The organism is Methylobacterium sp. C1 (assembly GCF_001854385.1).
In the GTDB taxonomy this organism is placed as follows: domain Bacteria; phylum Pseudomonadota; class Alphaproteobacteria; order Rhizobiales; family Beijerinckiaceae; genus Methylobacterium; species Methylobacterium radiotolerans.
On record NZ_CP017640.1, the window covers coordinates 5,109,045 to 5,124,995 of the forward strand.

Genomic DNA, 15,951 nt, shown 5'->3' on the forward strand with positions numbered 1-15,951 from the left:
CCGGTACGCAACGCGGAGCGGCCGGCCCGGGGCCGGACGGCGGAGACCGCATGGGCCTCGTCCTCTACGCGCTCAAGTTCCGGATCACGACCTATGTGCTCGCGGTCCTGATGATGCTCGGCGGCGTCGGGGCGATCGTCGTCGCGCCGAAGGACGTTCTCCCGGTCGTCGACATCCCGGTCGTCGTGGTGGTCTGGACCTATACCGGCCTCTCGGCGCCGGAGATGGAACAGCGCATCACGACCTACGCCGAGTACGGCATCTCCAACAACGTCAACAGCATCCGCCGCATGGAGTCGACGACGCTCCAGGGCACGGCCGTGCAGCGGATCTACTTCGAGCCCACCGTCAGCCTCGATCTCGCCATCGCCCAGGTGGTCTCATCGACCAACTCGATCCGCGCCGTGATGCCCCCCGGCACGCAGCCGCCGGTGATCGTGCGCTACTCCGCCTCCTCGGTGCCGGTGATCCAGCTGGCCCTGACCTCGGCCAAGGACAGCCTCAACCAGGTCTACGACTACGCCCAGTACCGGATCCGCCAGACCCTGGCGCAGGTCCCGGGCTCGACCCTGCCGTCGCCCTTCGGCGGCGCGCCCCGGCAGATCATGGTCGACCTCGACCTCAACGCCCTCCAGGCGCTCGGCCTGACGCCGCTCGACGTCACCAACGCCATGACGGCCCAGAACCTGACCGTGCCGTCCGGCCTCGCCAAGATCGGCGAGCAGCAGTACCCGGTCCAGCTCAACGGCACCCCGCCGTCGATCGAGACCCTGAACCTCGCGCCGATCAAGGTGGTGGCCGGCCAGCCCGTGCTGGTGCGCGACGTCGCCTATGTCCGTGACGGCGGCCCGCCGCAGGTCAACGTGGTCAGCGCCGACGGCCAGCAGGCCGTGCTGATGCAGATCATCAAGAACGGCAACGCCTCGACCCTCGGCGTGGTCAACAACGTCAAGAAGGCGATGCCGACGATCCGCGCGGCGGCGCCCGAGGGGCTGTCGATCAAGCAGCTCTTCGACCAGTCGGTCTTCGTCTCGAACGCCATCGAGGGCGTGCTGCACGAGGCGCTGACCGCGGCGGCCCTGACGGGGCTCGCGATCCTGCTGTTCCTCGGCTCCTGGCGCTCGACGATCATCGTGCTGATCTCGATCCCGCTCTGCGTCATGACCTCGCTCGCCGTGCTGGCGGCGCTCGGCGAGACCATCAACGTGATGACGCTGGGCGGCCTCGCGCTCGCGGTCGGCATCCTCGTGGACGACGCCACGGTGGCGATCGAGAACACCTACCGGCTGTTCGAGGAGGGCGAGGAGTTCCGCGAGAGCGTGGTCCACGGCGCCGCCGGCATCGCCAAGCCGGCGCTGATCTCGACGCTGGCGATCTGCGCGGCCTTCACGGCGGTGTTCGCGCTCACCGACACGCCGAAGTACCTGTTCACCCCGCAGGCGCTCGCGGTCGTGTTCGCGATGCTGACCTCCTACCTGCTGTCGCGCACCCTGGTGCCGCTGCTGATCGACGTGATCGTGGCGCCGGAATACCGGCAGAAGCACGCCAAGGATCGGGACACGCGTGAGCCGCCCCGGCGGGGCCGGATCGCCCGCGCCGCCGGCCTCGTCGGCGCCCCGCTGATGCGGCTCGCCGGCCGGATCCACGCCGCCTTCGAGCGCGGCTTCGCGCGGTTCCACCGCGGCTATGTCGGCCTGCTCCACGCGGTGCTGCGCCACCGCGTCGCCACCCTGGGCGCCGTCGGCGGCGTCCTCGGCATGACCGGCGTGCTGTTCGTCTTCGTCGGCCAGGACTACTTCCCGCAGATCGAGGCGAGCCAGATGACCATGCATCTGCGCACCCGCGTCGGCATGCGCATCGAGACCGCCCGGCAGGTCTTCGCCGAGATCGAGGACACCGTCCGCGAGGTGATCCCGGCGGGTGAGGTCGACCAGATCCTCCAGAACATCGGCCTGCCGTCGAACAACTACAACTTCGCGTTCTCGGACGGCTCGTTCGTCTCCTACAATGACGGGCAGATGCTCATCAGCCTGAAGGAGGGGCACGGCTCGGTGGCGGGCTACACGAAGCGCCTGCGCGACGTGCTGATGAAGCGCTTCCCCGACGTGATCGTGTATTTCCAGCCCGCCGACATGATCACCCAGATCCTGAACTTCGGCGTCCTCACGCCGATCGACGTGCAGGTCTCCGGCCGGCACAAGGAGAAGGACCTGGAGGTCGCCCAGCGCATCGTGCAGCGGCTGAAGCACACGAAGGGCCTCGTCGACGTCCACCTGCAGCAGATCGTCAACGAGCCGCAATTCTACGTCGACGTCGACCGGCGCCTCGCCTCCGAACTCGGGCTGACCGAGCAGCAGGTGGCGCAGAACATGAACATCTCGCTGTCCGGCAGCTACCAGGTCACGCCGAACTTCTGGCCGGACCCGAAGACCGGCATCCCCTACCAGCTCTGGGTGCAGACGCCCGAGTACCGCAACAGCTCGCTCACCGACCTGCGCAACACGCCGATGTTCGTGCGCGCCGCCGCGACCGCCGGCTCCGGCCCCGGGGTGCTGACCCTGCTGTCGAGCCTCGCCGACATCCGCCGGACGCCGACGCAGACCATGATCAGCCACGTCAACATCCAGCCGACCTTCGACATCTTCGCCTCGGTGCAGGACCGGGACCTCGGCTCGGTCGCCCGCGAGATCGACGCGATCGTCGAGGACGAGCAGAAGAACCTCGAGGCACCCGACAAGATCGTCGTCCGCGGCCAGATCGAGAACATGCGCTCGGCCTTCCTCCGCCTGGAGATCGGCCTCGGCATCGCGCTGATCGCCGTCTACCTGCTGATGGCGGTGAACTACCAGAGCTGGGGCGACCCGTTCGTGGTGATCGCCGCCCTGCCGATGGCGTTCTGCGGCATCACCTTCGCGCTGTTCGTGACCGGGACGCCGTTCTCGATCCCGTCGATCTTCGGGGCGATCATGTCGGTGGGCATCGCCTCGGCGAACTCGATCCTGCTCGTGACCTTCGCCAAGGAGCACCGGGAGGCGACGGGCTGCGGCGCCCTGGAGGCGGCGATCACCGCGGGCGAGACCCGGTTGCGGCCGGTGCTGATGACCGCCTCGGCGATGTTTCTGGGCCTCATCCCGATGGCCTTGGGCACCGGCGAGGGCGGCGAGCAGAACGCCGCGCTCGCCCGCGCGGTCATGGGCGGCATCGCCTTCGCGACGCCCGCGACGTTGCTGCTGGTGCCGTTCCTCTACGTGCTGATGCGCGGCGGCCCGGCGCAGCCGGTGCAGGATTACCTGGAGCCGGAGGGGCGGCCGGCGACCGCATAGGGGACCGCGGCGTCCGCTGCGGCTCCCTCCCCGGGGGGAGGGGCGCACTCCGGATCCCTTACCCCTCCTTGAACCCGTATTCCGGGGTGTCGTCGTCGTTGCCGTAGTACTTGTACGGCAGGAACTTGCCCGACATGGTGAGCTTCACGCGGTCGCCCTTGTTGTTGGCCTCGCGGGCCATGTCCATGTTGAAGTCGATCGCCGACATGATGCCGTCGCCGAACTCCTCCTGGATCAGCTCCTTGAAGGTCGTGCCGTACACCATCACCAGTTCGTAGAACCGGTAGATCAGCGGGTCGGTGGGCGGCATGGACGGGATCGAGCCGCGATAGGGCGGCTCGTTCAGCATCCGCTCCTCCGCGGCTGTGAGGCCGAAGAGCTCGGCCGCCCGCTTGGCCTGGGCTTTCGGCAGCTTCATCTGGCCCATGCAGGCCGCGGTGATCAGGAACGGCGACAGGCCGCCGATCTCCTCGTGGATGTGCTTCCAGCTCCACCCCTTCTCGCGCTTGATGTCGAGCAGCTTCTCGGTGAGGTCTTCGCGCTTCATCGTCGGCTCCCGGAGTTCGATCTGCGATGGGTCCGGTGAGGCCGCGCGCTCCGCGGCCCCACCCACCCGATGCGGGTGCGCGTCCGGATCGCGACCGGTGAGGGGGAACGGTCGCGTCCGGACGCGGACATCCGCCGGGCATCGTCGCGGCGTGGCTTCGGGAGCCGCGCCGGCCGACGGGCGGACAGGCTCTCTCGGCAAACGGTATGCCAGTCTGTTTCCCGGGGAAATCGCGCGAGATGACAACGCGTTGGCGCGGCAGACGTCGCTCACGACATCTCGTCGAAAACGAGATATCGTGAGCGGATGACGACATTTCGTGAGCCCGGCGCCGCGGGAACCTTCGGGCCGGTCTTCGAGGCGAGTCCCGATCCCATGCTGGTCCTCGCGCCCGAGGAGGACCGGGTCGCGGACGCCAACCCGGCGGCGGCGCGCCTCCTCGGCTACGGCCGGCCGGCGCTGCGCGGCGCGCGGGCCAGCGCCCTGTTCCCGGGCCAGCGCCCGGCCCTCACGGTCTTCACCGAGGCCGTCCTGGCCAAGGGGCACTGGTGGACCCGGACGCTGGCGCCGCGCGACGCGGCCGGCCGCGACCTGCGGGTCGAGACGGCGGCCTACCCGCTCCCCGGCGACGCGATGCGCCTCCTCGTGACCCTGGCGGACCCGGACACGCTCCACCGCCGCCAGGTCGACGGCGAGGCCGAGGCCCACATGCGCGCCGGCCTCTCCGAGTGGCAGCGCGTGGAGCGCATCTTCCGCGACATCGAGCGCGGCAACCAGCTGATCCTGCGCGCGGCCGGGGAGGGGATCTACGGCGTCAACGCGGAGGGCGTGACCACCTTCGTCAACCCGGCCGCCGCGCGCATGCTCGGCTGCGAGGCCGGCGACCTCGTCGGCCGGGACATGCACGCCGCCGTGCACCACACCCGCCCGGACGGCAGCCACTACCCCCACCGCGACTGCCCAATCTACGCGGCCTTCCGGGACGGGATCGTCCACCAAGTCGATCACGAGGTCTTCTGGCGCGCCGACGGGACCTCCTTCCCGGTCGAGTACACCTCGACGCCGATCCGCGACCGGGGGCGCCTGCTCGGCGCCGTCATCGTGTTCCGCGACATCAGCCAGCGCCGGGAGGCCGAGGCCCGCCTGACGAGCGCGCTCGCGGAGGTCGACTCGCTCCGGGAGCGCCTCGAGCTGGAGAACGCGTACCTGAAGGAGGAGATCCGGGCCGAGCGCCAGCACCAGGGCATCATCGGCCGCTCGCCCGCCATCGCGGCGACGCTCCGGCAGGTCGACCGCGTCGCCGCCACCGACGCCACCGTGCTGATCACCGGCGAATCCGGCACCGGCAAGGAGCTGATCGCCCGGGCGATCCACGAGGCCAGCCGGCGCAGCGCCCGCCCGATGATCCGCGTCAACTGCGCGGCCATCCCCCGCGAGCTGTTCGAGAGCGAGTTCTTCGGCCACGCCAAGGGCAGCTTCACCGGGGCGCTGCGCGACCGTGTCGGCCGGTTCGAACTCGCCGACGGCGGCACGCTGTTCCTCGACGAGGTCGGCGAGATCCCCCTCGATCTCCAGGGCAAGCTGCTGCGCGTCCTGCAGGAGCGCTCGTTCGAGCGGGTCGGCGAGGCGCGCACCCGGGCGGTGGACGTGCGCGTGGTCGCGGCCACCAACCGGGACCTGCGCGCCGAGATCCGGGCGGGCCGCTTCCGGGAGGACCTCTACTTCCGCCTCAACGTCTTCCCGATCCAGGCGCGGCCCCTGCGCGAGCGGCCCGAGGACATCCCGCCCATCGCCCAGCACCTGCTCCGGGTCGCCGCGCGCCGCCTCACCGTCCCGGAGCCGCGCCTGACGGAGGGGGATGTCCGCCGTCTCTGCCGCTATCCCTGGCCCGGCAATGTCCGGGAACTGGAGAACGTGATCGAGCGGGCGGTGATCCTCTCCGCCCGGGGCCGCCTCCGCCTCGACCTGCCCGACGGGGAGGCGGCCGGGCCCGCCGACGCGGCCGCCCCGGCCGCTCCGCCGGATGGCCGGCCCGCCACCGAGGCCGAGCGCCGGGCGCGCGACCGCGCCGAGATCGTCGCGGCCCTGGCGCTGGCGGGCGGACGGATCTCCGGGCCGGGCGGCGCGGCCGCGCTCCTCGGCCTGCGGCCGACGACGCTGGCCTCGCGGATCAAGGCCCACGGGATCCCGCGCGGCTGATCCGGCCACCCCTTGATCCGATCTTAAGGTCGCTGTGCCAACGATCGCGCCGGGCCTTCCCCGCGGAGGCGCAGCGTCTCCGACCGATGCAGGACCTCTCCGATCCCGTCACCCTCCCGGCCGGCGCCGTCCTGTTCGACGAGGGGTCGATCGGGCACTGCGCCTACCTGATCCTGAGCGGCCGCATCGCGATCTTCCGGCGGCGCGACGGCGGAGAGACCGTGCTCGCCCGGCGCGGGGCCGGCGAGATCTTCGGCGAGATGGCGATCCTCGACGCCCTCCCGCGCTCCGCGGGCGCGCGTGCCGAGGCGGATTGCGTGCTCGTCCCCGTGAGCGCGGCGCAGATTCAACAGCGGCTCGCCGGCGCCGACCCGATCCTGCGCCTCTGCCTCGAGGGGCTCATCGCCCGGTTCCGCGAGACCCTGCCGCGCCTCGGGCCGGCCGTGGTGGAGGGGCCTCCGGCGCCGCTGTCGCCCTCCGCCCGCGCCGATTTCGACGCGACGGTCGCGTCCCTCGCGCAGGAGCGCGCCCTGCGGCGGGCCCTGGCCCGGGACGAGTTCGCGCTGTTCCTGCAGCCGATCGTGCGGCTCGCCACCGGGCGGCTCGCCGGCTTCGAGGCCCTGATCCGCTGGCACGATCCCGAGCGCGGGCTCGTGGCGCCCGCGTCCTTCATCCCGGCCGCCGAGGCGAACGGCCTGATCCTCGCGATCACCGCCTGGGTGATCGACGCGATCGGCCGGATCGTGCCCCGGATCCTGCAGGCCGGCCTCCAAGCCCCCGCCGCCGTCGAGCCGTCCCTGTTCGTGAGCTTCAACGTCACGGCCCAGGACCTCGCCCGGTCGGACATCCCCACCCTGATCGACGTGATGCTGCGCCGGACCGGCATCGCGCCCGACGCCCTCAAGCTCGAGATCACCGAGAGCGCGCTCATGCAGGATCCGGCCGGGGCAGCGGCCGCCCTCGCGCGCTGCCGCGCCGCCGGCCTCGGCATCGCGGTGGACGATTTCGGCACCGGCTACTCCTCGCTCAGCCATCTCAGCACCCTGCCGATCACCACGCTGAAGGTGGACCGGGCCTTCGTCCGGGCGATGCTGGCGGAGCCGCGCGATCGCCGGATCGTCCAGACCATCCTGCGGCTCGCCGAGGAGATCGGCGTGGTGGCGGTCGCGGAGGGCATCGAGGGCCGCGCCGAGGCGGAGGCCCTCGCCGCCCTGGGCTGCGCCCTGGGCCAGGGCTACCATTTCGGCCGCCCGATGCCGGAGGCCGACGCCCTCGCGGCGGCGGCGGCCTGGAACGCCGAGGCGTGGCGCGTCGGGCTGCCCCGAGGGACCGGCCAGGGCCGGCCGAGGGTCCGCGCCCAGGGCTGAGGGATTTGGGGGGGGCGGCGCGATCTCTCGCCGCCTCCGCGAGCGTGCTTTCGATGCACCGGGCGGGCGGGAAGCGCGCGGTTCCGGGCGGAAACGCTTGCATCCGGTGCGTGTTTTCGGACCATGCGTCTTCGGGTCTCGGAGGCGGGCTTTGGGCGGAGACGAGCGGGACGGGCAGATGACCGAAGAGGCGGCGGGGGCATCCGCGCGGCCGGCGCCCTGGGAATTCGTGCTGCCGGAGGAGACGGCCACCGAGGATCTCGGCCTGTTTCTCTCCGAGTTCCTGATGCCCGGGGACGTGGTGGCTTTGTCCGGAGGGCTGGGCGGCGGCAAGACCACGCTCGCCCGCGCCATCATCCGCGAGCTCGCCGGCGACGCGCGCCTGGAGGTGCCGAGCCCGACCTTCACGCTGATCCAGCCCTACGCGGCCCGCGACGGCCGGCCGATCGTCCACGCCGACCTGTACCGGCTGCGCGATCCCGACGAGCTGGTGGAACTCGGCTTCGACGAGATGGCCGAGGGCGCGATCACCCTGGTCGAGTGGCCCGACCGGATGCCGCCCCGCGACGGCCCGGTGCTGACCGTGGACCTGTCCCTGCGGGCGGAGTTCGGCCCCGAGGCGCGTCTCGCCCGGATCGACGGCGCCGGCGGCATGCGCGCCCGCCTCGACCGGGCCCGCGCGGTGCGCCGCCTCCTCGACCGCAGCGGCTGGGACATCGCCGAGCGGACCCTGATGCAGGGGGACGCCTCCTCTCGCGCTTACGAACGCCTGACCAAGCCCGACGGCACCAGCGCCGTGCTGATGATCGCGCCGCCGCGGCCCGACGGGCCGCCGGTGCGGGACGGCAAGCCCTACAGCGCGATCGTGCACCTCGCCGAGAGCGTCCACGCCTTCGTGGCCCTCGACCGGGGTCTGCGGGCGCTCGGCTTCTCGGCCCCGAAGATCTACGGCGAGGACCTGACCGAGGGCCTGCTGATCCTGGAGGATCTCGGCAGCGAGCCGGTGGTCGAGGGGGGCGCTCCGCGGCCCGAGCGCTACGCCGAGGCCGTGCGCGTGCTGGCCAAGCTCCACGCCAACCCGCTTCCCCCGGTCCTGCCCGTGGCCGAGGGGACCGAGCACAGGCTGCCGCCCTACGACATGGAGGCGCTGCTGTTCGAGGCGGAGCTGATGCCCGAATGGTACGCCCCGGCGATCCGGAACGTCAGCCTGTCGGCGGAGGCGCGGGCGGCCTTCGTCGACCTGTGGCGGGCGGCGCTCCAGGGCGCGATCCCGGACCGGCCGACCTGGACCCTGCGCGACTACCATTCCCCGAACCTGATCTGGCTGCCCGAGCGCGACGGTCTGGAGCGGGTCGGGCTGATCGACTTCCAGGACGCCGTCATGGGCCACCCGGCCTACGACGTCGCCTCGCTGCTGCAGGATGCCCGGGTCGATTCCAGCGCGGAGTTCGAGCTGCGGCTGCTCGGCCTCTACGCCCGCGAGCGCCGCGGCCGGGACCCGGCCTTCGACGTCGGCGCCTTCGCCACCGCCTACGCGCTGCTGGCGGCCCAGCGCGCCACCAAGATCCTCGGCATCTTCGCGCGCCTCGACCGGCGCGACGGCAAGCCCGGCTACCTCGCGCACCTGCCGCGGATCGAGGGCTACCTCGCCCGCAACCTCGCCCATCCGGCGCTCGCCGGGCTGCGGGCCTGGCACGCGGACCACCTGCCGGGCCTCGTCGCCCCGGCGCCCGACCCCTGACCTCCGGATTCCCGACCGCATGAGCGATCCCAGCCCCGCCGTCAGCCGCGCCTTCGTCCTGGCCGCGGGCCTCGGCAAGCGCATGCGGCCGGTGACCGCCACCGTGCCGAAGCCCCTGGTGGAGGTGGCCGGCAAGGCCCTGCTCGACCACGCCCTCGACCGGGTCGCCGAGGCCGGGATCGGGACCGCGGTCGTCAACGTCCACTATCTCGCCGACCTGATCGAGGGGCACCTCGCGCGCCGGGCCGAGGGGGCGGCCCCGGGACCGGCCACGACCGTCTCCGACGAGCGCGCGGCGCTGCTGGAGACGGGCGGCGGCATCCGCAAGGCGCTGCCGCTCCTGGGGGACGCGCCGTTCGCGGTGCTGAACTCGGATTCGTTCTGGCTCGAGGGGCCGGCCTCCAACCTGCGGCGATTGGTCGAGACCTGGGACGGCGACCGCATGGACGGCCTGCTGCTGGTGGCGCCGACCGCCACCAGCCTCGGCTACGAGGGGGCCGGGGATTTCGTGATGGATCCGGACGGCCGCCTGGAGCGCCGCGGCGAGCGCGCGGTGGCCCCGTTCATCTACGCGGGCGTGGCGATCCTCACGCCGGGCCTCTTCGCCGACACGCCGGAGGGCGCCTTCTCGCTCAACCTGCTGTTCGACCGGGCGATCGCGGCGGGACGGCTGTTCGGAATGCGGCTCGACGGCCAGTGGCTGCATGTCGGCACGCCGGAGGCGATCCGCGCCGCGGAGGAGCGCGTGCGCGCGAGCGCCCGGACGCCGTAGGCCCCGCGAAATCCGAGGCGCGCGCACGGCCCGCACAAGTCGTTGCCCGAAGTGTCTTGCCAAGCCGGATTTGAGCCTCTAGAAGCCCCTTCACACCGGCGGGCCGAGAGCCCGCCGCCGTGTCAGGCGCCCGTAGCTCAGCTGGATAGAGCACCAGACTACGAATCTGGGGGTCAGAGGTTCGAATCCTTTCGGGCGCGCCATTCCCTGCATTTTCCCGTGGTCGGGCAGGAAAGCCCACGTAGACGGGTGCATCAGCACCAGAGTCGAAGACCCACGGTGCTCGCTCGAGCGCATTCAGGTCGCCCGACCTCCGTCCTCGGATCCGATTGACCGTTATCTTCGGAACACGCCCTGACCGTTGCCCCGTTCGCGCGGTGCAGGTCACAGCGGCGCTCTGACCGCGCGGAAGCCGGCCGTCTCCGCGGAGCATCCGCTTCGATGATTGTCGAAGGCGATACCGCGACCGCACGCACGCCATTCATGCGCCGCGCTCCGCCGACGACGCGGGCGCTTGGGCGCAAGGCCGTCAGCGCGGGCCGCCGGGAAGAGGGCAGCGGGGATAGGAACGCGGCGCAACCGTCAGCGCCTGCATACGCGCAAAGGAAGAGACGAGGCGTACAAGAACAAGGCGCCAAGAATTGATGAAGCGTACATTGATGGCGTTCGGTAGGACGGGGGCGGTCAGAAGTGCAGCAGCCGTGACGGCTCGCCTGAGAGGGCTGTACCAAGCTGGCAGTTGCTTCACGGCGCCCAGCGCCTTCCTGGCCGAGACGCGACGTCCCGAGATCATGTCCTGATGGATCTCATAAATATTGTAGAAATACATTGACTTCGGGTCCCTAATCGTGTCGCTCCAGTTGTTTTGCCGCAATATTGATTTGAGATGGATGACGCGGTCGTTGAAACGGCGCTTGTGCTTCTCGAGAAGCGCTTGGGATACCCCGTTCTGGACTCCCGACTTGTTTTGACCGTGTATTCTATAGCATCCGAGCGGCCGGTTCAGGCTGACAATATCGCCAAAAAACGGCGCCGCCGTGAGGATAACACCGTCGACGGCTGTGTCGTAGGACGCATTCCGCAGTAACTCGCAGACATCTCTCCGGAACACATTGCCGGACGTTGGTGGAGAGATGTACGTGCCGGATTTTTTCACATGCGCCTGAAATTTATCCCGATCCCGTCCCATCGGGAGTGCGGGAAAAGCGGGTGCGATCACCGCGCCGGTCTCATTGATCCGCACCAATTGAAACTGGAGCTTAGAAATGTCCGCATCGAGCGCGTCTATGATCGCATCCAGAGAGCCGGGTAGAAGTTGATCGTCGGCATCGAGAAATAAAACAAAGGGCGCTGTCGTTTTCTCAATCCCTAGAAGGCACGCGCTGACCTGCCCTCCATTCGTCTTGCGAAAGGCGCGAACGCCGCTGTTCTGTATTATTGTCCAAGATCCGTCTGTTGAGCCGTCGTCTATGACGACGATTTCACAGTCGGGGTTGTTCTGAGAGACGACGCTCTGGATCGCGCATTCAATATAGCGCTCGTAATTGAAGCAATTGATGATGACTGCCAGGGCTGGAGGCCTCGTGCCTGTCAGGACCTCGGCTGCGACCGCATCAGTGCTCATGTATGCTTCGCAGAACGAGAGCTGCAGCTCATCATCACGATTGACTCATCAGGCGCAGGGCTTCCCCGGCAATAAACTATATTTCGCGCATTTCAGATCGGATTTCAAGGACGTTATAGGCCGGCGGCGCGACGAAAATCTGATTAGAGCTCGAACGTTTCGCGAAGCCATTTATTCCGCGGCCGGGCCGGAAACAGGAACAGTATCGTCGCGTCCGCTCGCGGCCGCACACCCCTCCCGACGCGTGCGCGGCGGAGCATCTGCGGCCGCGCTACGGTTCGAGAGGTCTGGATCGAGCGGGCGGATCGGCGGCACCGAGCCCGATCGACAGGCGTCAGCGATCTCGGAGCGATGCGCTCCGCGTGTCGATCGCGAGGAAATCCGGTTGCGAGCGCGAGCCGCGGCGCCCTCACGGCTTCGTCTACACGGCGTGCTCGACTACGCGTACACGCGAAAGTAGTCGACGCGCATGTGGACGAGCTTCTGGGCCTCGGTCAGTTGAGGCGCCGGGACGTCCGTCCGCAGCGCCAGTGTGAGGAGCGGCCAGAAGACGTCGCCGGTCTGTTCCATCTCCGAGGCGCGTGTGAGTGTCCAGATATTTAGCTGACCCGTTTTTGGATTGATAATTGGCGCACGCTCGAAGTAGGGGATGCATTTTCCGTCCTGTATCAGTACGCCGTAGCGGCAGTACTGCTCGGTCATGTCGACGGGGGTGGGGACGCCCGTTCCTTCGTTGTGCTCACCCGGTTGTCCCCATTCATGCAAATAGGCCCCGTAGAGCTTCGGCTCGAAACCTTTGTGCTCGACGATGTCGACCTCTATGCTCCGCTTGGCATTGGTGATGCCGTCCCGGTTGAGAAGCCAGAACGCCGGCCACGTGAGCGGATGCTGCGGGAATCGCATCCGCGCTTCGAAATAGCCTTGGCGCCAGCCGACCGATACGACGCCGCTCCGGCTGCCGGTCTGTAGGTTCCCGGAAATCCACTGAAAGTCAGGTATATTGTTTCCATAGTAATTCACGACGCCCATATTGCGCCCGATATACTTTGCGGAGATCTGAAGGGCCGTGCCGCCCGTGGCGTCCGCGTCCGCGACGATCGCGTAGGGTTTGAAGCCTTCCGCCCCGGCAAGGGGAGCGAAGGCGGAACGGCCGTAGAATCCGGAGGGGCCCGTCGTGGCCTTCGGTCCGCCATTCCAGATCCGCCCGTTGATCTCCGCGAAGGGCTCGTCGAAGACGAGCGTGCGGCCCTGCGTCGGATCCGAGGAGGCGTCCATCGCCGCGCTCGAGCGGCTGGTCGGCAACAGGGACGCCGCCGCGCAGATCGGTAGATCCCGGAAGCACGATTTCAGCAGATCGCGGCGGACCCAGCGAAGTTTCGTCATGGCTCAGGCTCCGAGTTGCGGCGTGGCAAGGGCGTAAGAGCTTCGCGGCAGCGACATCCCTCTCACCGTGACACCATGATCTGGGGTGTGCCGGTGCCCGAGGGCACGCCGATGGAAACGGTGCTGACGGCCTTCAGGCCCCTGTTCGCTCCCGTGTTTCCGCTCGCAGGACCTCCAGCGCCCTGGTGCGGGCTTCGGCCATGCCGTAGCGGTGTCGATACCCGGCCTGCCGCAGGCGATCGTTGGGGAAGCGCATGCGCCAGAGAGGATTGCGCAAGGGCAGCGTCCGGTTGCGTAGGAAATCGTGGAGCCAGTCGACGGCGGCGGGCATCGGGATGACCCGGAAGCGGCGATCGCGGCTGATCGCGTACGCCCGTCGCATGAAGTCGCCGATCCGCGCATCGCGCGTCTCGTGGTCGGAGAGATTGAAAATCTGCACCTGCCCGGCCGGCCAAGCCCCGCTCAGGGACTGGGTCATCGTCCAGATCGCCGCGTCCGTGACGTCCCGGACGTAGACGTGATGGGAGGGCCGGTGCGCGGCGAAGAGGCGCTTCGAGAGACCCCAGTCGCGCAAGCCGATGAGATTATGGAGGTCGACGACGACCGTGGGGCGCAAGATCACGTAGGGAAGGGTCGCGGCGACCCGCAGGATGGCTTCCTCGCCGGCGAGCTTCGTTCGACCGTAGGCGCGAACGTAGTCCAGGGCCCAGTATTCGGACTTGACGTCGACGCTGCTGGTGAGAACCGGTGCCGTCTCCGTCATGGTGCGCGTGCGGCCGCTGCCATACACGGAGACGGTGCTCATGTAGCAGAAGGCCTTGATGCCGTGCCGCTCCGCGGCTTCGGCCAGGCGCCGCGTCGCCTCAACATTGATGGCCGGCATCCGGTCCTGCTTCCCGAGCTCGGCGGCGAGATGCATGACGGCCTCGCAGCCGCGGACGAGGGCGGCGTAATCCTGATCCGCCGTGAAGTCGAAGGTCCGCCATTCGATCGGACCCGTGCGCGGCTGCGCCTCGGTCAGGGGCTGGGACGTGACGGCCCTGACCGCGTAGCCGCGTTCCAGCAGGTCCTCCACCAGGATCCGGCCGATCCGCCCCGTCGCCCCCGTCACGAGGACGCGGAGACCGGTCGGGACGGGCGGGGACGCTCGGAGGCCGGATACCGCGGTGTCGCGCTGCCCCCGGACCTTCAGCGCGTCGGCGAGACGTATCGCCAGGGCGACGATCATCTGCGTGGGATTGCAGTGGCCTGCCGTCGGGAACACGGAGCTTCCCGTGACGAACAGGCCGTCGATCCCGTGAACTTGGCCCTGGGCATCGACCACGCCCTTGGTGGCGTCATCGGACATGCGGGTGGTGCCGGTCGGGTGGGCGACATCGACGAAGCTCACCGGGATCGGCGCCTCGTCGCGCACCCAGTCTGCCAGCACGGGCGCGGGCAGGCCCAGGCGGGCGAACTCGGAGACGACGAGCCGCGCCGTCTCGCGCATGGTGCGGCCTTCATCTTCGTGACTGCGCCAGTCGATCAGGGGCAGCCGGCTGCCCAGGTGATCCCGCTGATCGGAGAGCATGACCCGGCTCTCGGGATCCGGCCGCTGCTCGACCATGCATTCGAGGCTCAGCTCGGAGAGCTTCCGCGGGAAGCCGTTGCGGGCGATGAAATGATCCCGGCAGCCGCGCAGGAGCAGCGGCAGGTTCGACGCCAGGGTCAGGACGTCCTTCGCCCGCGGCTTGCCGACCAGCATCCTCCGGATCGCGTCGCCCGGGTCGTCCGGAGCCAGCGTCTCTCCGAGCCACACCGCGCAGTTCAGGAGCTGGCGGCTTCGCTGGACGTCCGGGCTCAGGCGGAGCCCGCCCCGGAACAGCCGATCCGCGATGGTGTAGCGGCCGAACCGTCGCTGCAGGGCGCGCGACCGGCGAACGTCGAAATGCGCGACCGGCCCGCGCAGATGATCCATCAGGTAGCGACCCACGAGGTCAGACGCGTTCCCGAGGCCGCCCGGGATCTGATGGTCGGAGGCGAGGAGAAGCCGCGCGTTCTCGATCCCGCCGGCACACAGGACGACGCGGCGGGCCGGCAGCTTGACGATCGCGCCGTCGGGCGCCGCGACCTGAACGCCCTGTACCCTGTCACCCGCCTCATCCACGTCGATCGCGACGACGGTCGCGCCGCTGATCAACGTGACGTTGGCGCCCAGCTGCTCGTCCAGCTTCCGCCCGAAGCGCGTGTACTCGAACGGATAGGACTCCGCATCGTCGCGGCTGAACTGCCAGAAGAAGGGCAGGAGCAGCCGCGGATCCGGCTCGGACCAGGCCGGCCGCGAACCGAACAGCTCCCAGAAGCGCGCGTCGCTGAAATGGTTGCCGTAGGCGAGCCCGAGATACTTGGCCGTCCGCTCGAGATAGGGATCGAGCGCGTCGCGCTGGAACGGCCACCCGCTCTCCGGGACCCAGGCACGCTGCTCGAAGTCGATGGTGTCGAAGGGCGCGCACCGGCCCCCCCACGTGTGAGAGCTGCCGCCCACGATCCGGTTCCGGACGGCCCACTGCGTGGCGCGCGGCCGCCCGACATTCACGATGGCATCCAGCGCGTCCGCGCTCTCCATCCGGTCGAGGCCGCCGCTCTCCAGCAGCACGACCCTCAGGCCGCTGCCGGACAGCTCGCGGGCCAGGGTGCTCCCGGCCGGCCCCGTTCCAACAATGCAGACATCGCAAGCCGCATCCAGAAGACCCTCGATTTCACTTGCGGCACGCAGCTGGATCACGGTGAGCGGCTCCCGGGCTCATTCCATCGAGACTATCGGCGCGGACGCACGGTTGATGCGCGGCGATAATCGTTCAAACGATCGGCGAGTGGCCGATTTTCTCAGCCGGCTTCTGCCAAGATAGGGAAAAATATTCGGAGTTCGCGGTGCGAAGCGGATGTGTGCCATGGATAGATCCGCCCCCATCCCGACGCGATGGATGCGCGCGATCGTGCGGACCGTGGTCCATGA

General features: G+C 69.4%; 9 protein-coding genes and 1 tRNA gene. 6 read left to right on the forward strand and 4 right to left on the reverse strand.

Features of this window, described 5'->3' with window-relative positions:
- The first annotated feature begins 50 nt into the window (after window positions 1-50).
- Window positions 51-3,323, forward strand: coding sequence for an efflux RND transporter permease subunit (locus tag BKE41_RS23680; RefSeq protein ID WP_071000177.1), 3,273 nt, complete (start codon window positions 51-53; stop codon window positions 3,321-3,323).
- A 58-nt stretch (window positions 3,324-3,381) separates the two neighbouring features.
- On the opposite strand, the gene cynS is transcribed toward BKE41_RS23680, so the two are convergent.
- Window positions 3,382-3,870 (reverse strand): cyanase, encoded by a 489-nt coding sequence (cynS, locus tag BKE41_RS23685; protein WP_012321458.1) that lies wholly within the window; start codon window positions 3,868-3,870, stop codon window positions 3,382-3,384.
- A 375-nt stretch (window positions 3,871-4,245) separates the two neighbouring features.
- Here cynS and BKE41_RS23690 point away from each other — a divergent pair, with 375 nt between their 5' ends.
- The 5 genes from BKE41_RS23690 to BKE41_RS23710 all read left to right on the forward strand — a co-directional run bounded on the left by BKE41_RS23690 (window position 4,246) and on the right by BKE41_RS23710 (window position 10,152).
- Window positions 4,246-6,069 carry a sigma 54-interacting transcriptional regulator gene (locus BKE41_RS23690; RefSeq protein WP_043074641.1) on the forward strand — a complete coding sequence of 608 codons (1,824 nt, stop codon included), beginning with the start codon at window positions 4,246-4,248 and terminating at the stop codon, window positions 6,067-6,069.
- 86 nt (window positions 6,070-6,155) lie between these two features.
- Complete coding sequence (locus tag BKE41_RS23695; RefSeq protein WP_071000178.1) at window positions 6,156-7,436, forward strand: EAL domain-containing protein; 1,281 nt, start codon at window positions 6,156-6,158, stop codon at window positions 7,434-7,436.
- 178 nt (window positions 7,437-7,614) lie between these two features.
- Window positions 7,615-9,177 carry a tRNA (adenosine(37)-N6)-threonylcarbamoyltransferase complex ATPase subunit type 1 TsaE gene (tsaE, locus tag BKE41_RS23700; RefSeq protein ID WP_041372398.1) on the forward strand — a complete coding sequence of 521 codons (1,563 nt, stop codon included), beginning with the start codon at window positions 7,615-7,617 and terminating at the stop codon, window positions 9,175-9,177.
- Between the two features lie 19 nt (window positions 9,178-9,196).
- Window positions 9,197-9,949 carry a nucleotidyltransferase family protein gene (locus BKE41_RS23705; protein ID WP_029358672.1) on the forward strand — a complete coding sequence of 251 codons (753 nt, stop codon included), beginning with the start codon at window positions 9,197-9,199 and terminating at the stop codon, window positions 9,947-9,949.
- A 126-nt stretch (window positions 9,950-10,075) separates the two neighbouring features.
- Window positions 10,076-10,152: transfer RNA gene (locus tag BKE41_RS23710), tRNA-Arg, on the forward strand.
- Window positions 10,153-10,478: 326 nt separating this feature from the next.
- Here BKE41_RS23710 and BKE41_RS30500 read toward each other — a convergent pair.
- The 3 genes from BKE41_RS30500 to BKE41_RS23720 all read right to left on the reverse strand — a co-directional run bounded on the left by BKE41_RS30500 (window position 10,479) and on the right by BKE41_RS23720 (window position 15,720).
- Window positions 10,479-11,573, reverse strand: a complete 1,095-nt coding sequence (locus BKE41_RS30500; RefSeq protein ID WP_083374408.1) for a glycosyltransferase family A protein — start codon at window positions 11,571-11,573, stop codon at window positions 10,479-10,481.
- A 438-nt stretch (window positions 11,574-12,011) separates the two neighbouring features.
- Window positions 12,012-12,956 (reverse strand): family 16 glycosylhydrolase, encoded by a 945-nt coding sequence (locus BKE41_RS23715; RefSeq protein WP_024828736.1) that lies wholly within the window; start codon window positions 12,954-12,956, stop codon window positions 12,012-12,014.
- A 133-nt stretch (window positions 12,957-13,089) separates the two neighbouring features.
- The gene (locus BKE41_RS23720; protein WP_012321465.1) at window positions 13,090-15,720 is read right to left on the reverse strand and encodes an FAD-dependent oxidoreductase; all 2,631 of its coding nucleotides are present in this window, start codon (window positions 15,718-15,720) and stop codon (window positions 13,090-13,092) included.
- Between the last annotated feature and the right edge of the window lie 231 nt (window positions 15,721-15,951).